This is a genomic window from Variovorax sp. YR216 (assembly GCF_900107745.1).
Lineage (GTDB): Bacteria > Pseudomonadota > Gammaproteobacteria > Burkholderiales > Burkholderiaceae_C > Variovorax.
In genome coordinates this window covers 93,251-113,059 of the sequence record NZ_FNRO01000017.1, presented here as the reverse complement: position 1 = coordinate 113,059, position 19,809 = coordinate 93,251, and the positions used below count along the sequence as shown (strand labels likewise).

Genomic DNA, 19,809 nt, shown 5'->3' with positions numbered 1-19,809 from the left:
CGGCTCAACGGAGACCGTCGACGCCCTTGATTTCAGACACTTGCAGGCCACCGATGCGGGGCAGCGGACGGCCGCTGTCGGTCACCGCGACCGCGACGACGATCTCGTTGGCGCGCGGTGCATCCGACACGCGCGCTTCGATGGCATCGAAATGGCTGCGCACGAAGGCGGCATCCTTGTGGCCGAGCGGCACGTCGATCGCGGTGCCGAGCGTGCCGCGCTTCTTGGCCGACGGCACCAGCGCGGCGCCCTTCTCCACCGCCACGCGCAGCGGTGCGCCGAGCTTGGGGTGCAGGATCGCAGCGGCGTGCTCCAGCTCGCCGGACTCGCCGACGATCGCGGCCTTGCCGTAGCTCTGGGCCTGGCCGGGCTCGATGCCGAGCGCGGCAACGGCCTTCTGCCCGAGCAATGCGCCGAGCTCTTCGCCGATACTGATGAGCTCGTCGAGCGACTCGCTGTAGCGGCCTGCGTAGGGGTTCTCGATCACCGCGATCGCGACGGCGCGGCGCGTGGGCGGCTCGATGGTCTTGCCCATTTCCTTGCGGGTCTCATCGACCTGCACGACGAGCTTGCGGATGTTGGCACTCATGGGTTCTGTTCCTTGTCTGTCTCTGGATGCGAAAGGGATTGGCTCAGCGCAGGCCGTCCCACTTGCTGATGTCTTCGGCACGAAGTCCGCCCACGCGGTCGTGTACGCGATAGCCGGTGCTCATCGCGAGGATGAAGACGATCTCGTCGGCCGCCGGCGCGCCAGGCACGCGCACCTCGAAGGCGTCGAACTGCCCGCGCACATAGCTCGCGTTGATGTTCGTCAGCGGCACATCGAGCGTGGTGCCGGGCGCGCCGACCTTCTTGGTCGACGGCACGATCGCGAGCGCGTTGCCGGGCTGCCCGGTCTTTTCTTCGGCCTTGCCCTGGCGGTACGCATCGCGGTCGCCCTTCCAGCCGAGCAGCTCGCGCATCGCATAGCCGCCGGGCACATGCCAGAGCGCGCCGTGTTCGAGTTCGCCGGCCGCACCGACGATCGCGCCCTTGCCGTAGGTGGCAATGCGCTCGACCGGCACGTCCATCGCGGCGCGTAGCCGGTGCGCCATGTCGAGGCCCACCGGATCGAGCAACTTCATCATCGGAAGGATGTCGGGCTCGTAGCGGCCCGCGAAGGGATTGGTCAGCACCGCGGCGATCGCACCACGCACCAGCGGCGTTGCGGCACGGGGGCCGAACTCGTGGTGGATGTGCTCGACCTGGGTGAAGACACGGCGTATATCGATCATGAAATCAAGTCCTGCTTTTCGTTAAGCAAATACTGAACCAACTGCATCGCCGATGCCAGTGGGCGCCCTCTGCAGCGACAGCGTCGTCTCCTGCGAGCTTAAGGGCTGCACCATGCGCCATTGCCCCTGGCAAACCAGCACAACCGACCACACGAGACCCATGCGCTGAAGGGCTTCTGCGCGCGCGACGCCCGCATCGAGTGCACTGCGCACCTGCGCGGGCGCAAGCATCTCGACATGGCGCGTGACCGGCAGGTCGCCGAGGTCGCTGTCGTCCTTGCATTCATTGGCCGGAAGACGCTGGATGCCGGGGTCATCGACATTCACCGCGTTCGCGATCACTGTCGCGGCCGCATCCGCTTGCGCCGCGGTCGCGGCGAGCACGGTCACGCTGTCCGCGATGCCGAGCGAGAAGCTGCGCCCACGCCAGCCGCTGGTCGCGACGCCACGCACCGGCATCCCGGCGGCGATCTCGAACTGACCGTCGGTCGTGAGCGGACCGGCATCGCGCAGGTCGAAGCGCGCGAGATCGGCAAAGAGGCCGACGCGCACCGAATGGCCCGGCGCGAGATGCAGCGCGATGTCGCCGCCGTTGTTGATCCACGCGCGCTCGATGCCGGGCCGATCGAAGCACCCGATGAGTTCCTGCGCGACCGCTCCGGCCACTGCGGCCATCGGCGTGATGAAGCCCGCGCTGAACGGCGCGCAGGCCTGCCACATGCGTTGCGCAACAGAGCCGCGCAGTGCGCAATCGGCGCCGACGGGCTGGCGCAGCAGCGACAGTTCGCCGACGAGTTCATCGAGGATCGTGCGAAAGCGTCGCCATGCGTGTTCGTGCGCCACGGCCACTTCCACCGCATCGCCATGCGCTTCGGCCACGATGTCGATGGGTCCGTGATTCAGATGCCAGCGACCACCGTCGAGCGCGGTGCGTTCGGCTGCCATGTTTAGCCCAGCATGGGGGGTTGGCCAAGCGGCCAGGGATTGGCTGCGTCGATGCGCAGCCATTGGCGCGAGATCGGTGCGCCGTCGTTGTGCCAGGCACCACGCGCAAGCGCCTGCTCGAGCGAGAACACATGCTCCATGTGGCCGCCGAGCGCCTGGTAGTCGTCACGGCGCATGCTGAATTCGATCGGCGCGACGATCGCCGGCGTCGGCACCGTGCCGAAACTGTTGTCGGGCATGCGCATCACGTCGACCATCACCGTGATGCCGCCACCCGGCCATACATAGGCTGGCGCGCCACCGCAGGTCACGTTGACCAGCGCGCGCTTGATGGCGCGCGTGAGCAGCACCGGGTTCTCGGTCACGCCCGCACGCAGGCTGCCGCCCGCCCCGCCGAGGAAGAGCACCGTGCACAGCGACGGCTCGCAGTTCTCGCGGATGCGCTCGACGATGCGGCGCACCTCCTCGGGCATCTCCTGCTCGACGGGACGGAGCTGTTCGTCGAGCACGTACCACTGGGCGTGCTCGCCGGTGGTCGAGGTCATCAGCAGCTTGAGGCCGGGGCGTGCGACGCCCTCTTCCCAGCCTTCGATGATCGACAGCGGATCGCTGATGTCCGTCCCGCCCCAGCCGGTGCCCGGATTCGCCACCTGGAAATAGCGCCCCGGCGTGGACTTTCGCCCGCGCATCTGGATGCCCGAGGCCGGCATGTCGAGGCAGCGCCCCGCCTGGTGCTCGGTGAGCACGCCCGTGATGTGGTCGTCGACCACCACCACTTCATCCGCATGACCGAAGAGCTGGCGCGCGAAGATGCCGATCGCCGCCGAGCCGCAGCCCACGCGCATGCGCTGCTCCTCGACGCCGTTGACGATCGGTGCGCGGCCGGCCTGGATCACCATGCTCGCGCCGCCGTCGATCACGCATTCGACCGCCTTCTTGTTGCCCAGCAGCTGCATCAGCTCGGCGGTCATGCGGCCCTCTTTCTTGCTGCCGCCGGTGAGGTGATGCACGCCGCCGAGCGAGAGCATCTGCGAGCCGTATTCGGCGGTGGTGACATGGCCGACCACTTCGCCCTTGTAGCGGACGTTGGCCTGCTCGGCGCCCAGGAAGCGGTCGGTGTCGATCTTCACCTTGAAGCTGCAGTAGCTGAAGATGCCTTCGGTCACCACCGTCACCATGTCCACGCCGTTGGCCTTCGAGCCGATGATGAAGGGCGCGGGCTTGTAGTCGGGATAGGTGGTGGAGGAACCCACGCCGGTCACGAAGACCTCGTCGCTGTGCAGGAGATCGCCGTTCCAGTCCGGCGCCTGTTCCTCGGCGCCCGCCTCGCTGGCGGCTTCTGCGCTCGCCTGCGCAAAAGGCACCAGCACCGGCGTTTCGCCCGACAGTTCGCGACGCAGCAGCACGACCGGATCGACCCGCACCAGCACGCCCTCGCGGTTGGCGTAGCGGTCGCAGGCACCGGTACGCCCCTCGGAAATCTGGCACAGCACCGGGCAGGCATTGCACTCGACCTTGCTCGTGCTCATCTTCTCGTTGCGCAGCGGCGAGCGGCCGGCGACGTCGGGCATCACGGGCATGTCCATGCCGGGCAGTCCGTCTGTTTTCGTGTGTTCGGTCATCGCGGGATCTCGTGAAATTCAGGCCGGCGGGAGTGCAACAACCGTGCCCGTTGCCCGCTTGTGCCGAAGTTGCCGTTTGTGTAGCATTCCCTAAACTTTCATGTGGCAAACACTACATTCAGGATCAATGTAGCAAACGGGCCCGATGCTTGCAATGGTGTTTTCGTGAGCGTTTCCAGCGAGCCAGCGGGCGTCGCGGACAATAGAGGGTTCGCTTCTTTTCAGTCCTTCACCATTTCCGACCCTTATGAGTGCATTCAGCGAAGAACGAGTGTTGAGCGTCCACCACTGGACCGACCGGCTGTTCACCTTCACCACCACGCGCGACCCGGCGCTGCGCTTCTCCAACGGCCACTTCACCATGATCGGCCTGAAGGTCAACAACAAGCCGCTGCTGCGCGCCTACAGCATCGTGAGCCCGAACTACGAGGAACACCTCGAGTTCCTGAGCATCAAGGTGGAAGAAGGCCCGCTGACCTCGCGGCTGCAGCATATCCAGGTGGGCGACACCATCATCGTGGGCCGCAAGCCCACCGGCACGCTGCTCATCGACTACACGCTGCCCGGCAAGCGCCTGTATCTCTTCGGCACCGGCACCGGGCTGGCACCCTTCATGAGCATCATCCGCGACCCCGAGACATACGAGAAGTACGAGAAGGTCGTCCTGGTGCACGGCGTGCGCCAGGTGGATGAGCTGGCCTATCACGACCTCGTGATCGACCACCTGCCCAAGCACGAGATCCTCGGCGAGATGATCGAGAAGCAGTTGCTCTACTACCCGACGGTGACGCGCGAGGAGTTCCGCAACATGGGCCGCATCACCGACCTGATCGAGACCAACAAGCTGACCGACGACCTCGGCCTGCCGCCGCTCAACCCCGCCGAAGACCGCGTGATGCTCTGCGGCAGCCCCGGGCTCCTGGTGGACCTGAAGCACATCCTCGAAGGGCGCGGGTTCAAGGAAGGCAATACTTCCACCCCAGGCGACTACGTGGTGGAACGCGCTTTCGCTGAAAAGTAATCGTCAGTCGCGAATGCCCGAGCGCAAGGCCACTTCCGCCAAGCCCCAGCGCCGCACCGGCGTGCGCGAAGCCGCGGCGCAGGCCACGCGCGAGAGCATCCTGCGCGCGGCGACGAAGGTGTTCGCCCGATACGGCTACGACGGCGGCAGCGTCGAGAAGATCTCGCAGGCCGCCAAGTCGTACGACCGGATGATCTACTACTACTTCGGCAGCAAGGAAGGCCTCTTCATCGCGGTGCTCGAAGGGATCTACCGCCGCATGGACGAGGCCGAGGCCGCACTGGAGCTCGACGCCTCGCGGCCGGTGGAGGCGCTCACCGCGCTGACCCGCTTCGTGCTCGGCTACTACCGCAAGAACCCCGACTTCGTCACCCTGCTCAACACCGAGAACCTGCACAAGGGCCGGCATATCGCGAAGTCGCTGCGCGCGCGCGAGTACTCGTCGCAGGCGATCTCGATCATTGGCGAGATCATGGCCAGCGGCGTTGCGCAGGGCCTGTTCCGCGCCGACGTGGCGCCGCGCGACCTCTATCTGCTCATCGCGTCGACGGGCTATTTCTACATGTCGAACCGGCACACGCTCACCGCCTTCCTCGGCGAGCCGCTCGAAACGCCGGAGGCCGTCGCGCACTGGGAAGACTTCGTGATCGAGACGGTGCTGCGCACCGTGGATGCCGGGGCTTCCGACGAATCCATCGCACTCCCCCACGAAAAGGTATCGAAATGGCAGAAGTCGCAAGCGCCGCAAAGTCAGGCAAGGTCGTCATCCGGAACATAGGTCTGCTGCTGTCGGGCGACATCGACAAGCCCATCCTCGATGCCGACACCATCGTCGTGAACGACGGATTGATCGTCGCGGTCGGCAAGGAGAAGGACTGCGACACCGAAGGCGCGAAGACCGTCATCGATGCGAAGAAGACCTGCGTCGCCCCGGGCCTGATCGACAGCCACGTGCACCCGGTCGCGGGCGACTGGACGCCGCGCCAGAGCCAGCTCAACTGGATCGAATCGAGCCTGAACGGCGGCGTGACCACGATGATCTCCGCCGGCGAAGTGCACTACCCCGGTCGGCCCAAGGACATCGTGGGCCTGAAGGCGCTGGCGATCACCGCGCAGCGCGCGTTCGACGCCTTCCGCCCGGCCGGCGTGAAGGTGCTGGCCGGCGCGCCGGTCATCGAGAAGGGCATGGTCGAGAGCGACTTCAAGGAGTTGGCCGAAGCCGGCGTCAGCCTGCTCGGCGAAGTGGGGCTGGGCACGGTGAAGGCCGGCTACGAGGCCAAGGAGATGGTGGCCTGGGCGCGCAAGTACGGCATCCAGAGCACGATCCACACCGGCGGGCCGTCGGTGCCGGGCTCGGGCTACATCGACAAGGACACGGTGCTGGAGGCCGACGCCGACATCATCGGCCACATTAACGGCGGCCACACCTCGCTGCCCGAGGCGCATGTGTGCGAGCTGTGCGAGAAGAGCACGCGTGGCATCGAGATCGTGCACAACGGCAACGAGCGCACCGCGATCGCGGCGGCCAGGGCGGCGATCGAGCTGAAGTGCCCGCACCGCGTCATCCTCGGCACCGACGGCCCTGCGGGCTCGGGGGTGCAGCCGCTGGGCATCCTGCGGATGGTCTCGCTGATCTCGTCGTTCGCGAACATCCCGGCCGAACTGGTGTTCTGCTTCGCCACCGGCAACACGGCGCGCATGCGCCATCTGAACTGCGGGTTGATCGAGCCGGGCCGCGATGCGGACTTCGTGTTCATGGACCGCGCGCAGCACACCGCCGGCAAGACCTTGCTGGAAAGCGTACAGCTCGGCGACATCCCCGGCGTGGGCATGGTGATGATCGACGGCATCGTGCGCTGCGGCCGCAGCCGCAATACGCCGCCCGCGACGGAAGTGCCGGTGATGGCGTCGGGCGCGCACTGAGGCGCCCCTGCTCAGTGCTCCCGCGCTGCCCGGAACACCAGATACCGGGCCGAGGCGAAGTTCACCACCAGTCCGGCGCAGCTTCCAGCCGCGACGCCGAGCGCCGGCCCCCATGAGCCGCCCACCCAGTGCAGCGTGAACACGTAGGCCGCGTAGTTGACCAGCGCGCCGCCGAGCATCGTCAGCATGTAGTGCACGTATTCGCGCGCGATCGAGGCGCCTGAGCGCCGCGCGCGGAAGGTGAAGTGCCGATTCAGCAGCCAGGTCGCCGTCGCGGCGGCGGTCCAGGACAACACCCGCCCGCCATACCAGCCCAGATGCGGCGACGCGAGGTAGAGCACGCCCACGTCGACGACGAAGCCGATCGCGCCGACGACCACGAACGACAGGAACTCCCTGCCGATCTTCACGGCGCGCCCCTGTGCCGCACGCCCGGGATCGCGAGGTAGCGCAGCCGCTTGGCCTCCTGTCGCCCGATGGTCACGGTGTGCAGCACGATGCCGCAGACGAAGGACAGCATCGCCGTCAGCATGGTGCCCGTGACGAGCACGGCAGTCGGCAGGCGCGGGACGAGGCCGGTCTCGAGGTAGGTGACGACCAGCGGCTCGGCCAGCACGAGCGAGATCAGCACCAGCACCGCCGCCGCGCTGCTGAAGAACAGCAGCGGCCGTTCGCTCACGAAGAGTTTGAAGATCGTCCGCAGGATGCGCCAGCCGTCGCGGTAGGTCGACAGCTTGCTTTCGGAACCCTCGGGGCGCGAGCGATAGAGCCCCGGCACTTCGGCGAAGGGCATGCGCAACTCGAGCGCGTGCACCGTCAGCTCGGTCTCGATCTCGAAGCCCTTCGACACCGCGGGGAACGACTTCGCGTAGCGGCGCGAGAAGACGCGGTAGCCCGACAGCATGTCCTTCAGGTGCCCGCCGAAAAGGCCCGCGACGGCGCCGGTCAGCAGGCGGTTGCCGAAGCGATGGCCCCGGCGGTAGGTCTGCGCGTCGTCGCCCGCGTCCACGCGCGAGCCAACCACCATGTCGAGGTTGCCCTCGATCATCCGGTCGATGAGCCCGCGCACGCCGCTCAGGTCATAGGTGGCGTCGCCGTCGACCATGACGTAGATGTCGGCCTCCACGTCCGCGAACATGCGTCGCGCGACGTTGCCCTTGCCGCGCAGGGCGACGTGGGTGACGAAGGCGCCATGCGCGCGCGCGACGGCCGCGGTGTCGTCGGTCGAGTTGTTGTCGAAGACATGGATCTCCGCCTCGGGCAGCGCCGCGCGGAATTCTTCGATCACCTGCCCGATCGCCAGCGCCTCGTTGAAGCACGGGATCACGGCGGCAATTCGCAACGGCCCCTGCAGCGGGCGCAGATCATCAGGGTGCTCGGTCATTTCGGTACTGGCGGATGCGGTAGGCCTTGGCATTGTCTTTTTCGTAGATCAGGGCGAACTGCTCGCGAAAGCCGGGCTGCGCCTCCAGGTAGGTTGCCGTCGGCAACGACACGGCGATGGCCTCGAAGCCCTTCTCGGCAAGCTTCCGGGCATAGTCTGCGGGCGGGAAGAGGATGAAGTCCGAGTAGCGCCACGGCCCGAGCGCATCGCCCCAGACCGGGCTCGGCCCGTAGTAGGTCGCCTCGCTCAACGCGATCTGGTAGACGCGCCCCGTCGCATGCTCGCGCAGGTAGTTCATCACCGCATAGCCCGGCACGTTCTTGCGCAGGAAGGCTTCGCGCTGTTCGGGCGTGACCGCGATCATCGACACCTTCTCGCGCGTCTTGTGAAAGACCAGGCCGACCCCGGCCGCCAGCAACAGGATGGCGAGCCACCGCCCCGCACGGTCGAGCGCGCCGCTGCGGTCGCGCTCGGGCATCGTCCGGCGCAACTTGGCGGCGATGCCGCCGAACACCGTCTGCCAGCCCACGGCGGCCGTCAGCGCCAGCATCGGAAAGGCGGGAACCAGGTAGCGCGGATAGCGCGACGTGAGGGTCCAGACGAACAGCGAATAGATGCAGAACACCGTCGCGGCCCGCAGCGCGGCGGAGCGCTTCCAGTGCGCGCTGAAGGGCACGGCCAGCACCGCCCAGATCAGCGGGGTCGGCAGCGATGCGTGGTCGCGCACGTCCTGCAGTTGCTGGCGGTAGTCCTCGGCGTTCCAGTTGGTGAAGCCGAACACGCGCGCGCCGATCGGGTTGAAGGGATCCCCGGTCATGATCGCGTTGCGCGCATACCAGTAGATGCAGGGGATCAGGAAGCAAATCAGCGCCGCCGCCAGCACGTGCGGACGGCGCTCGTGCCAGAGCACGAACACGCCCAAGAGCGGCAGCACTGTCAGCGCCTGGTATTTCGAGCCAACCGCGATGCCGAGGAAGAACGCCGCGAGCCCGAGCCAGCGTGCCCCCTGAGGCGGCGGCGACTCGCGCCACCACCACAGCGCCGCGCAGGCTGCGAGCACCATCAGCGCGACGCTGGTGTCGATCAGCGCGCCCGTGTAGTCGCCCATGCCGAGCCAGATCGCCGCGCCCACGCAAGCCACCACGCGATTGATGTGCATGACGCCGAGCCGGTAGACGATCAGCACCGAGGTCCACCCCGCGAGCGCATTGAGCAGGTGCGGGAACACATCGTTGCCGTTGCCGACCATCAGCGCGCCGGCATAGAGCAGGTTGTAGTTGTACGGAAACCAGGGGTAGCGCAGCCACTCGTAGATGCCGAGCCTGCCGCTCTGGGCGACCTCGCGGGCGTACGGCAGGTGGTACATCAGCTCGTCGAACACGGCCGGCGGCGCCAGCGGCGCGGCCAGCGTCATGACCGCGAGCAGCGCGATCGCGATCATCCCCATCTTCTCGAGCCAGGACAGCGCCGGCGGCACCTCGCGCATGCGCACCTGGCGCAGCCATGCCGGAAGCTGCGTCATCGCCAGGGCGACGCCGAACGCGACCATTCCCCAGACGACCGCGGGCGTGAACCAGCCCACGATGCCGAAGGCCTGGAAGACGCAGATGAAGATCCCGATGCCGGTCGTGACGGCCATCGCCACCTCCAGCCAGACGTCGCTGCGCGCCGGCGCGCCGAAGCGCACGAGGACCGCTCGCCCGAAGCCCCAACAGCTGGCGATAAAAACGGCCAGCGCCGCATACTGCGCGGCTGCAAACATGGTCATCGGGCTCCCCCCCAGGCTGCGCGCACTTCGTGTCGCTTCGCCACCCCCCTACCGGGGGCGCTGCCGGTGGCCCGGCAAAGCCGGTTCCATGGCAGCCTGCGAACGGGCGTGCGCTGCGCGCCGCCAAGAACAGGAACGGTCATCCTAGATTCGAAGCCAGCAACCGCTCGAGGTCCGCTTCGCTCTGTTGGCGACGCGCGGCCTGGTCCTGCAACTGGTCGTGCCCGATTTTGCCGACGTTGAAGTAGGTCGCGTCGGGATGACTCAGGTAGAAGCCGCTCACGCTCGCCGCCGGCATCATCGCCAGGCTTTCGGTCAATGTCATGCCGATGTCCGCGCAATTCAACAGATCGAACATCGGCTTCTTCACGCTGTGGTCGGGGCAGGCCGGGTAACCCGGCGCCGGGCGGATGCCGCGGTACTTCTCGGCAATCATCTCGTCGTTGCCGAGCGATTCGTCGGGCGCGTAGCCCCACAGGTCGGTCCGCACACGGTGGTGCATCGCTTCGGCGAAGGCCTCGGCCAGCCGGTCGGCGAGCGCCTTGAGCATGATGGCCGAGTAGTCGTCGAGATCGTCGATGAAGTACTTCTCCTTCTTGTCGACGCCGATGCCGGCCGTCACCGCGAACATGCCCACGTAGTCCTTCAGGCCGCTCTCGCGCGGCGCGACGAAATCGGCCAGGCAGCGGCTCGGGCGCATCACGCCGTCGATCATCTGCTTCTCGGTCTGCTGGCGAAGGCCGTACCAGGTGAGCGCGGCCTCGGTGCGCGACTCATCCGTGTAGAGCACGATGTCGTCATCGTTCACCGTGTTGGCCGGCCAGAAGCCGATCACGCCGCTCGCGGTGAGCCAGCGGCCTTCGATCAGCCGCTTGAGCATGCGCTGGCCGTCGCCGTACACGCGCACGGCTTCGGTGCCGACGATTTCGTCCTTGAGGATCGCGGGGAAAGGTCCCGCGAGATCCCACGTCTGGAAGAACGGGCCCCAGTCGATGTACTTCGCGAGCTCGGTCAGGTCGAAGTTGCGGAACACGCGGCGGCCGGTGAACTTGGGCACCGGCGGCACGTAGCCTGTCCAGTCGATCGGCGTCTTGTTCGCGCGCGCCTTGGCGAGCGGCCACAGCGGCACCTGCTTCTTGTTGGCGTGCAGCTGCCGCACTTTCTCGTAGTCGGCGTTGATCTCGGCGATGTAGTTGGCCGCTTGCTCCGACAACAACGACTGCGCAACGCTCACGCTGCGCGAGGCATCCGGGACGTAGACCACAGGGCCTTCGTAGTTCGGCGCGATCTTCACGGCCGTGTGCACGCGGCTGGTGGTCGCGCCGCCGATCAGCAGCGGGATCTTGCGCATGCGGAAGTGCTCGTCCTTCTGCATCTCGCCGGCCACGTACTGCATCTCTTCGAGGCTCGGCGTGATGAGGCCCGACAGGCCCACGATGTCCGCGCCCTCGACCTTCGCCCGCGCGAGGATCTCGTGGCAAGGGACCATCACGCCCATGTTCACCACCTCGAAGTTGTTGCACTGGAGCACGACGGTGACGATGTTCTTGCCGATGTCGTGCACATCGCCCTTGACGGTGGCGATGATGATCTTTCCCTTGGTGCGCACGTCGCGGCCGGCGGCCTCGTCCTGGCGCTTCTCTTCCTCGATGTACGGAATCAGGTGCGCCACGGCCGACTTCATCACGCGCGCCGACTTCACCACCTGCGGCAGGAACATCTTGCCCTGCCCGAACAGGTCGCCCACGATGTTCATGCCGTCCATCAGCGGGCCTTCGATGACGTGCAGCGGGCGGCCGCCCTTGGCCAGGACGGCCTGGTAGGCCTCCTCGGTGTCCTCGACGATGAAGTCGGTGATGCCGTGCACCATCGCGTGCGACAGCCGCTGCTCCACAGAGACCGGATGCTCGGGCGTGCCCCGCCATTCGAGCTTCTTGCTCTCGTCCTTGGCGCCGCTCTTGGCACTTTCCGCGACTTCGACGAGCCGCTCGCCGGCATCGGGGCGACGGTTGAGCACCACGTCCTCCACGCGCTCGCGCAGCTCGGGCTCCAGGTCGTCATAGACGCCCACCATGCCGGCGTTGACGATGCCCATGTCCATGCCCGCCTTGATCGCGTGGTACAGGAAAACCGTGTGGATCGCCTCGCGCACCGGGTCGTTGCCGCGGAAGCTGAAGCTTACGTTCGACACGCCGCCCGACACCTTCGCGCCCGGCAGGTTCTCCTTGATCCAGTGCGTCGCCTCGATGAAGTCGACCGCGTAGTTGTTGTGTTCCTCGATGCCGGTGGCGATCGCGAAGATGTTCGGGTCGAAGATGATGTCCTCTGGCGGGAAATCGACCTCGTCGACCAGGATGCGGTAGGCACGCTCGCAGATCTCGATCTTGCGCTCGTAGGTGTCGGCCTGCCCCTTCTCGTCGAAGGCCATCACCACCGCCGCCGCGCCGTAGCGTCGCAAGAGGCGCGCCTGGTGCTTGAAGCCCTCCACGCCCTCCTTCATGCTGATCGAGTTGACGATGCCCTTGCCCTGGATGCAGCGCAGGCCCGCCTCGATGACTTCCCACTTGGAGCTGTCGATCATGATCGGCACCCGCGCGATGTCGGGCTCGCTCGCGATCAGGTTCAGGAAGCGGACCATCGCGGCCTTGCTGTCGAGCATGGCCTCGTCCATGTTGATGTCGATCACCTGCGCGCCGTTTTCCACCTGCTGCCGCGCGACGGCGAGCGCATCCTCGAACTGGCCGTTGAGGATCATCCGCGCGAAGGCCTTCGAGCCCGTGACATTGGTGCGCTCGCCGATGTTGACGAACAGCGCGCCCTCCCCGATCCGCACCGGCTCCAGGCCGGAAAGCTTCATGGGAGGAACGAGGATGGAAGAGGATTCGGAAGACATGCGCTCACCTGGAAGATCGGGGTCAGGCGAGCGTCGTTGAACCCAAGCCTGACGCCTCGCCCCTCGCGCAGCGCGAGGGGGCGGTGGCGCTGCAACGCTCCTTGGGGAGCGCGGATTTTACGCCGGCTGGGCTTCGCCGGTCGCTGCCGCGGGCAGGCCGAAGAGCATGTCGAAGGCCCAGTTGAAGACGAAGGTGTAGACCAGGAAGAACACGACGAGGCCCAGATCCATCACCAGCGCTTCCCACAGGCTGACGTTCAGCCACCACGCGAAAACCGGCACCAGGAAGGCGACGAGACCGCCTTCGAAACCGATTGCATGCGCGATCCGGCGCTTGACGCTGCGGCCGCGAACCGCCTGGCGGGATTCCCAGCGTTCGAACAGGGCATTGAAGCTCAGGTTCCACAAGACCGCGATGACCGACGCGATCACCGCAACCACGCCCGAGTGCCCCATCCCCTGGCCCGACATCAGCGACAAACCCGCGCTGGCCGCCACGATGGCGATGCCTTCGTAGAGGCTGATGTAGACCACGCGACGCTTGAGCCCTTGCATGAAATCGATCCTGTGTTGGTTGCTGCTGAGCCGTACTTTATGTTCGATCTACTGACATATAAAGTCATCTTCTTTCAGTTTTGTTGAAAGATCGGCGCCATGAGTTTTTCGAGCGACAACGTGGAAGTCTTCCTGGCTGTCATCGACCACGGCTCCTTCTCGGCCGCCGCGCGCGCGCTGGGGCGGGTGCCGTCCGCGGTCAGCATGGCGATCGCCAACCTCGAGGCGGAACTGGATCTCCAGCTCTTCGACCGCAGCGGCCGTGAGCCCCAGCCGACCGCTGCCGCGCGTTCGCTGGAGCCGCAGGCCCGGCTGCTCGCTTCGCAGCTCAAGCAGCTGCAGGTGCAGGCGCTCGCCTTGACGCAGGGCCTCGAGGACCGACTGACGCTCGCCATCGCACCCGAGCTGCTCGCCGCGCCCTGGAGCGGCGCGCTGGCGGCCCTGGCGCAGGAATACCCGCTGCTGGAAGTCGAGGTGCTTGCCGCCCCGCAGGCCGACGCGCTGGCGCTGCTGCACAGCGGGCGGGCGCAGCTCGCGCTGGTCTTCGAGCGGCCCAGCCTCGACGGTCGCGAGGGGTTTCAGGAGGTGGCCAACGACACCATGGTGGCCGTGATGGCGCCCGACCATCCGGTGCTCGCTGCGGCCGGAGGGCGGCTGCGCGAGGCGCATCTGACGACCACGCGCCAGATCGTGGTCGCGGGGCGCGACCTGGCGACCAGCGACCCGCGCTTCGTCTTCGCGCGGCATGTCTGGCGCACCGACAACGCGCTCGCGGCGCTGAGCCTGATCACCGCGGGGCTGGGCTGGGGCTGGCTGCCGCGCAATTTCGCGCGCCCGCATGTCGCGGCAGGTGCGCTCATCGAAATCCCGTTCGAGAACCTCTCGAACGGACTCGATCTGTGGGTCGACGTGGTGTGGTCGCGCGAGCGCCCGCTGGGGCTGGGTGCCCAGCGCTTCGTGGAACTGATCGCGCGGAAGAAGGACTGAGGCCGCGCGTCAGCGGTCGCCGTGGCCGCGTCCCTGGCCTCGATCGTTGCCGCCGCCATGATCGCCGCGGCCGCCGCCCTCACCATGCCCGCCACGGTTGCCCTGGTCGCCGCCACGGCCGTGTCCGCCACCTTGTTCTCCCCGCGGCCGGCCGGGGTTCCAGTCCGGACGGCCGGGCCCACCCGGGCGGAAGCCATGATCCGGCGCCGGCGGCCGTATCCCGGCGGGCGGTGACGGCGGCCGGTGACCCGGATCCATCGGCGGACGGAACCCCACCGGCGGCGGAGGCCGGAAGGCCGGAGCCGGTGGCCTCGCGCCCACCGGCGGGTGATAGCCAGGGCCGTAGCCCGGCCAGGGATTCGGCCGCCATGCAGGAACCGGCGCGGGCAGCGGGCGCCATCCGGACACCGGCGGCGGTGGCGGCCTGCCGCCCCACCAGCGGGGCTGGCTGTACCAGGGGCGATCGCGGTAGTAGTCGCCCCAGTAGCTGCCGATCGCGAAGGTCACGATCGGCACACCGATCACCGCGCCGTAGGCCGCCAGCGGCACGTGCTGCTCTTCGTAGGCGTAGTCGAGGCTGCCCGCATAGGCCCAGCCACGAAGCCCGTCCGACAGCACGACGTCGCACCAGCCGAAGCCGGCGGTGCAGCCCATCACCTGCAGCGGCTGGCCCGGGGCGAGCACCGCGACGAGCGGATACGAACTCGAAGGCCCGGCCCGAAGGTTGACGCTGCCCCGCGTGAAAGCCTGTTGCGCCGCCGCGGCCAGCGGGAGCGAAAGCGCGATGGCGCAAGTGCCGATCCATCGCCAAGTCTGTTTGTGCATGTATGGAAATCCTTTGCGGGTCAGGTTAGGTGGGCCGCATTGGCGGTGTCAATCGGACACGGCCGTTGATTGACAACGGCGGGGCGACCCCCGTCGTGCACCTTCGCCAACGTTTGGAAAGCCTCTTCACCTCGGCTTCACATGCCGAGCGCGGGTGCGCAAGACTGCGCCTCAGGCCGCTTCGCGGTAGAAGCCGGCCGCGTTCAGCTTGCGCCCCGGCACCGGCGACACCGCCTGCCCGATGGCCGCGATGTGTTCGGGCGTCGTGCCGCAGCAGCCGCCCACGATGTTGACCAGCCCCTCGGCCGCGAACTCGTGCAAGAGGCGCGATGTCACGTCCGGCGTTTCGTCGAAGCCGGTCTCGCTCATCGGGTTGGGCAGGCCGGCGTTGGGATAGCAGCTGATGAAGGTGTCGTCCGCGACGCGCGCCAGCTCCTGGATATAGGGCCGCATCAGCGCCGCGCCGAGCGCGCAATTCAGGCCGATCGCCAGCGGTTGCGCATGGCGCACGCTGTGCCAGAAGGCGGTCACGGTCTGGCCGCTGAGGATGCGGCCCGAGGCATCGGTCACGGTGCCGCTGATGATGATCGGCAGGCGCTCGCCGCTGGCCTCGAAGTATTCGTCGATCGCGAACAGGGCCGCCTTGGCGTTGAGCGTGTCGAAGATCGTCTCGACCAGCAGCACGTCCGCGCCACCCTCCACCAGCGCCTCGACCTGCTCGTAGTAGGACGCGCGCAGCTCCTCGAAGGTGACGTTGCGCGCGCCCGGATCGTTGACGTCCGGGCTGATGCTCGCGGTCTTGGGCGTCGGGCCCAGTGCGCCGGCCACGAAGCGCGGCTTGTCGGGCGTGCTGAACTTGTCGCAGGCGGCGCGCGCGAGCTTGGCGGATTCGAGGTTCATCTCGCGCGCGAGGTCGGCCATCTTGTAGTCCTCCTGCGCGATGCGGGTCGCGCCGAAGGTATTGGTCTCGATGAGGTCGGCGCCGGCGGCCAGGTAGCCTTCGTGGATGTCGCGGATCACATCGGGCCGGGTGAGCGACAGCAGCTCGTTGTTGCCCTTCACGTCGCGCGGGAAGTCCTTGAAGCGCTCGCCGCGGTACTGCTCCTCGGTGAGCTTGAAGCGCTGGATCATCGTGCCCATCGCACCGTCGAGGATGGCGATGCGTCGGGCGAGGATCTCGGGCAGCTTCTGGGCGCGGGTGTAGGCGATGGGCTTCATGGACGCGATTGTAGAAAGCGCCCCTTCGCCCGCCGCGGCGGCGGGTCTTGCCGTCGCCCCGTCAGTTAAGCGCCGAGGATCTCGCGCAGCGCGCCCACGAAGCGTGCGTTGTCGTCCGCGGTGCCGATCGAGACGCGGATGAAGTTCTCGAAGCCCGGCTCCTTCCACGGCTTGACGATGATGCCGCGCGCGAGCAGCGCCTCGTTGACTGGCCCGTTCGCCCGCGCCAGGTCGATGAAGAGGAAGTTCGCCGCCGACGGCGCGATGCGCAACCCGGGCACGGCGAGGGCACGCAGCGCCTGCTCCATCGATGCGCGCTGCCTGACCGTCTCTGCAACCGCCTGCTCCATGAACGGGGCATCGCCCCACGCAGCCAGCGCGGCAGCCTGTGCCGCCTCGTTGACGTTGAACGGCGTGCGCACACGGTCGAGCCACTCGATCAGTGATGCGTCGGATGCGATGCCGTAGCCGACGCGCAGCGCCGCGAGCCCCCAGGCCTTCGAGAAGGTGCGCAGGACGATCCAGGGACGCGACTGCTCGCGCAGCATCGCCAGCGCGTCGGGGAATCCGCTCGCCAGTCGCGCGTACTCGTAGTAGGCCTCGTCGATCACCAGCAGGGTAGCGGCCGGCGTCGCTTCGAGCAGACGCGCGAAGGCCTTCGCATCGAACATGCAGCCGACAGGGTTCGAGGGATTGGCGAGCATGGCGATCTTCGGCCCGCGCGCCAATGCTTCGCACCAGGCATCGAGATCGAACGCCAGCGACGGCGTGAGGGCGAGCAGTTCGACCGTCGCGCCCATCATGCGCGGATAGATCTCGTGCAGACCGAAGGCGGGACGCTGCGTCAGCACGCGGTCGCCGGGCGAGAGAAAGGCCTGGCAAAGCATCTGGAGAATGGACTCGGAGCCATTGCCGATGACGATCTGATCCGCACGCGCGCCCGTGCGCCCGGCAATGGCCGATCGCAGCGCGGTGCAGTTCGCATCCGGATAGGTGCCGGCACGCAGCGCGAGGTCCACCAGCGCCTTCGCCACCGCCGGGCTGGCGCCGTAGGGGTTCTCGTTGCTCGCGAGGCGCGAAATGTGCGAGGCGCCGTAGCGCTGCCGCACGGCTTCGGACGAGAGGCCCGCGTTGTACGGCGGAAGCGAGGGAACCTCGGGGCGCACGAGTTCGCGGATGACGGATGCGTTCATATGTCGAAGACCTTGCCGGGGTTGAGAAGATGGTGGGGATCGAGCGCCTGCTTGATGGCGCGCATGACGGCCAGTTCCGCCGGCGTGCGGCTCGCACCGAGGTACGGCTTCTTGTGCAGGCCGATGCCGTGCTCGGCGGAGACGCTTCCGCCAAACGCGGCCACCTGTGCATAGACGACGCGTTCGAGTTCCTCCGCCTCGCCACCGATCGAATGCCCGTCGGTCGTGATGTGCAGGTTGCTGTCACCCACGTGGCCGAAGAACAGCGAGTGGTGCCCCGGCCAACGCGCATCGAACGCCGCGCGGCAGACCTCGGCAAAGCGGCCGATCTCACGCATCGGCAAGCTCACGTCGAAATTGATCGGGGGGTGCATGTGCACCGGCAACTCCGCCGTCGCTTCGCGGATCTTCCAGAACGCCTGCGCCTGGGCGTGCGATTGCGCGATGGCTGCATCGGCGGCGATGCCGTCCTCCATCGCGCCGCCCAGGACGTCCTCGAGCGCATCGCGCAATGCGGCCTCGTCGTCGCCGACGACATCGACCAGCGCGGCGAAGGGATGGGCCATCTCGAAGGGCTCGCGCAGCTTCTGCCACCTTAGCGAGGTCTCGATGAAATCGCGCCACATCAGCTCGAAGGCCCCGACCGCGCCGGGGAAGCGCGCCTGGAGCCTTCCGAGCAAAGCCAGCGCCGCATCGAAACCAGGCAGTGCCACCAGCGTGGTCGCCCGGGCTTGCGGCGCGGGATGCAGGCGCAGCACGGCCCGCGTGATCACGCCGAGCGTGCCTTCGGCACCGATGAAGAACTGCTTGAGGTCATAGCCCGTGTTGTTCTTGATCATGGGCCGCAGCATCGGCAGCACACTGCCGTCGGCCAGCACGACTTCGAGGCCCAGCGTCTGCTCGCGCATCATCCCGAACTGCAGCACGCCGTTGCCGCCGGCATTGGTCGCGAGATTGCCGCCGATCTGGCAGGACCCGCGCGCGCCGAGGTCGACGCCGAACAGCAGGCCCTGTGCGGCGGCGGCCTGCTGCACCGCCTCCAGCGTGGCGCCCGCCTGCACGGTGATGGTGGCCGCGGCCGCATCCAGCGACTCGATGGCGTTCATGCGGTCGAGCGACAGCGCGATCGCATCGCCGTTCGGCACCGCCGCACCCGCGAGGCCCGTGAGGCCGCCCTGCGGTACCACTGGCACGCGATGCGCACTGCACAGGCGCAGAACCGCCGAGACCTCTTCCGTGGAGCGCGGACGCATCAGCGCGAGCGGCCGCACCGGCGCGGCGCCGCTCCAATCGGTCAGGTGGCGCGGCGGGATCGCATCGCCCGTCTGCACGCGATCGGGCCCGATCTCGCGGGCGATGGCGTCGAGGAGCTCCACGTGCCTCACCCCTTGCGCGATTCGACGAACTGCAGCGCCGCTTCGAGCATGCGCCGCACGTGCGGCTGCACGCGCGCCGCGACCGCTGGCAGATAGTCGAAAGGCAGCGCCTCCTGCATGTAGCTGCACTGCGTCATCTCGAGCTGCACCGCATGCACGCCCTGCGCGGGCTGGCCGTGGTGGCGCGTGATGTAGCCGCCGGTGAAGCGGCCGTTGAGCACGCTGGTGAAGCCGGTCGCTTCCTTGGCGACGCCCAGCAGCGTCTGCGCGAGCGCCGGATCGCAGCTTGCGCCCTGCGCGGTGCCGAGGTTCAGGTCCGGCAGCTTGCCTTCGAAGAAGCGCGGCAGCACCGAGCGGATCGAATGCGCGTCCCACAGCGCCGCGACGCCGTGCTCGGCCTTGATGCGCGCGAGTTCGTCGGCGAGCTGCCGGTGATAGGGCAGCCAGATGGCTTCACGGCGCGCGGCAATCTCGGCGTCGTCCGGCACGTCGCCAGCGGTGTAGAGCGGCGTGTCGTCGAAGGTATCGACCGGGCACAGGCCGGTCACGCTCTGCCCCGGGTACAGGCTCGCGCCGTCCGGCGGGCGGTTGAGGTCGACCACGTACCGCGAGTGCGTCGCGACCAGCACCGACGCGCCCAGTTCGTCCGCGAAGTCGTAGAGGCGTTCGAGATGCCAGTCGGTGTCCGGCACCTGCCGCGCTTCGTCGGTCAGGCGCGCGGCGAGCTGCGGCGGCACATGGGTACCGACATGCGGCATCGAGATCAGGAGCGGCCGCGTGCCGCGACGGAAGCGGAACGGGGGCTCGTTGGTTGTGAAAGGCATG

At 67.6% G+C, this 19,809-nt stretch carries 18 protein-coding genes and 1 riboswitch; of the genes, 4 read left to right on the top strand and 14 right to left on the bottom strand.

The features are described from left to right. Positions 1 to 4: 4 nt before the first annotated feature. From BLW05_RS28905 to BLW05_RS28890, 4 genes are read right to left on the bottom strand one after another with little or no spacing between them, the layout of a single operon-like run. Positions 5 to 589, bottom strand: a complete 585-nt coding sequence (locus tag BLW05_RS28905) for an amino acid synthesis family protein (protein ID WP_093167131.1) — start codon at positions 587 to 589, stop codon at positions 5 to 7. A 43-nt stretch (positions 590 to 632) separates the two neighbouring features. After that, positions 633 to 1,274 carry an amino acid synthesis family protein gene (locus tag BLW05_RS28900; protein WP_093167129.1) on the bottom strand — a complete coding sequence of 214 codons (642 nt, stop codon included), beginning with the start codon at positions 1,272 to 1,274 and terminating at the stop codon, positions 633 to 635. 21 nt (positions 1,275 to 1,295) lie between these two features. Next, positions 1,296 to 2,219 (bottom strand): UPF0280 family protein, encoded by a 924-nt coding sequence (locus BLW05_RS28895; RefSeq protein ID WP_093167127.1) that lies wholly within the window; start codon positions 2,217 to 2,219, stop codon positions 1,296 to 1,298. A 2-nt stretch (positions 2,220 to 2,221) separates the two neighbouring features. Further along, on the bottom strand, positions 2,222 to 3,841 hold the full coding sequence (locus tag BLW05_RS28890; RefSeq protein WP_093167125.1) for a 6-hydroxynicotinate reductase: 1,620 nt from the start codon (positions 3,839 to 3,841) through the stop codon (positions 2,222 to 2,224). Positions 3,842 to 4,088: 247 nt separating this feature from the next. On the opposite strand from BLW05_RS28890, the gene BLW05_RS28885 reads away from it, so the two are divergent. The 3 genes from BLW05_RS28885 to BLW05_RS28875 are packed head-to-tail and all read left to right on the top strand — an operon-like array spanning position 4,089 to position 6,785. Beyond that, positions 4,089 to 4,862, top strand: coding sequence for a ferredoxin--NADP reductase (locus BLW05_RS28885; protein WP_093167123.1), 774 nt, complete (start codon positions 4,089 to 4,091; stop codon positions 4,860 to 4,862). Positions 4,863 to 4,875: 13 nt separating this feature from the next. Further along, positions 4,876 to 5,640, top strand: a complete 765-nt coding sequence (locus BLW05_RS28880; RefSeq protein WP_093167121.1) for a TetR/AcrR family transcriptional regulator — start codon at positions 4,876 to 4,878, stop codon at positions 5,638 to 5,640. Further along, positions 5,586 to 6,785: an amidohydrolase family protein gene (locus BLW05_RS28875; RefSeq protein ID WP_093167119.1), complete on the top strand. Its 1,200-nt coding sequence runs from the start codon at positions 5,586 to 5,588 to the stop codon at positions 6,783 to 6,785. The genes BLW05_RS28880 and BLW05_RS28875 overlap by 55 nt, the downstream gene beginning before the upstream one ends. A gap of 11 nt (positions 6,786 to 6,796) precedes the next feature. Here the strand turns inward: BLW05_RS28875 and BLW05_RS28870 are convergent, their stop codons facing one another. The 5 genes from BLW05_RS28870 to BLW05_RS28850 all read right to left on the bottom strand — a co-directional run bounded on the left by BLW05_RS28870 (position 6,797) and on the right by BLW05_RS28850 (position 13,385). After that, a complete protein-coding gene (locus BLW05_RS28870; protein WP_093167117.1) occupies positions 6,797 to 7,195 on the bottom strand; it encodes a GtrA family protein in 399 nt (132 codons plus the stop codon). Beyond that, the gene (locus tag BLW05_RS28865; protein WP_218135241.1) at positions 7,192 to 8,169 is read right to left on the bottom strand and encodes a glycosyltransferase family 2 protein; all 978 of its coding nucleotides are present in this window, start codon (positions 8,167 to 8,169) and stop codon (positions 7,192 to 7,194) included. Before BLW05_RS28865 ends, BLW05_RS28870 begins: the two co-directional genes overlap by 4 nt. Beyond that, positions 8,153 to 9,937 carry an ArnT family glycosyltransferase gene (locus tag BLW05_RS28860; RefSeq protein ID WP_256330543.1) on the bottom strand — a complete coding sequence of 595 codons (1,785 nt, stop codon included), beginning with the start codon at positions 9,935 to 9,937 and terminating at the stop codon, positions 8,153 to 8,155. The genes BLW05_RS28865 and BLW05_RS28860 overlap by 17 nt, the downstream gene beginning before the upstream one ends. A gap of 139 nt (positions 9,938 to 10,076) precedes the next feature. Beyond that, complete coding sequence (gene metH / locus BLW05_RS28855) at positions 10,077 to 12,794, bottom strand: methionine synthase (protein WP_177142850.1); 2,718 nt, start codon at positions 12,792 to 12,794, stop codon at positions 10,077 to 10,079. A 57-nt stretch (positions 12,795 to 12,851) separates the two neighbouring features. Then, positions 12,852 to 12,939, bottom strand: a riboswitch (S-adenosyl-L-homocysteine riboswitch). 8 nt (positions 12,940 to 12,947) lie between these two features. Then, positions 12,948 to 13,385: a PACE efflux transporter gene (locus BLW05_RS28850; RefSeq protein ID WP_093167113.1), complete on the bottom strand. Its 438-nt coding sequence runs from the start codon at positions 13,383 to 13,385 to the stop codon at positions 12,948 to 12,950. Between the two features lie 99 nt (positions 13,386 to 13,484). On the opposite strand from BLW05_RS28850, the gene BLW05_RS28845 reads away from it, so the two are divergent. Continuing rightward, entirely contained in the window at positions 13,485 to 14,372 is an 888-nt protein-coding gene (locus BLW05_RS28845) for a LysR family transcriptional regulator (protein WP_093167111.1), read from the top strand. Positions 14,373 to 14,381: 9 nt separating this feature from the next. On the opposite strand, the gene BLW05_RS28840 is transcribed toward BLW05_RS28845, so the two are convergent. The 5 genes from BLW05_RS28840 to hutG all read right to left on the bottom strand — a co-directional run bounded on the left by BLW05_RS28840 (position 14,382) and on the right by hutG (position 19,808). Then, complete coding sequence (locus BLW05_RS28840; protein WP_093167109.1) at positions 14,382 to 15,197, bottom strand: SH3 domain-containing protein; 816 nt, start codon at positions 15,195 to 15,197, stop codon at positions 14,382 to 14,384. 171 nt (positions 15,198 to 15,368) lie between these two features. Then, a complete protein-coding gene (locus tag BLW05_RS28835; RefSeq protein WP_093167107.1) occupies positions 15,369 to 16,415 on the bottom strand; it encodes a homocysteine S-methyltransferase family protein in 1,047 nt (348 codons plus the stop codon). A 65-nt stretch (positions 16,416 to 16,480) separates the two neighbouring features. Further along, positions 16,481 to 17,608, bottom strand: coding sequence for a histidinol-phosphate transaminase (locus tag BLW05_RS28830; protein WP_093167105.1), 1,128 nt, complete (start codon positions 17,606 to 17,608; stop codon positions 16,481 to 16,483). Next, on the bottom strand, positions 17,605 to 18,993 hold the full coding sequence (locus tag BLW05_RS28825) for an FAD-binding oxidoreductase (protein ID WP_093167103.1): 1,389 nt from the start codon (positions 18,991 to 18,993) through the stop codon (positions 17,605 to 17,607). The genes BLW05_RS28830 and BLW05_RS28825 overlap by 4 nt, the downstream gene beginning before the upstream one ends. Then, a complete protein-coding gene (gene hutG / locus BLW05_RS28820; RefSeq protein ID WP_093167101.1) occupies positions 18,990 to 19,808 on the bottom strand; it encodes an N-formylglutamate deformylase in 819 nt (272 codons plus the stop codon). Before hutG ends, BLW05_RS28825 begins: the two co-directional genes overlap by 4 nt. Position 19,809: the final 1 nt, after the last annotated feature.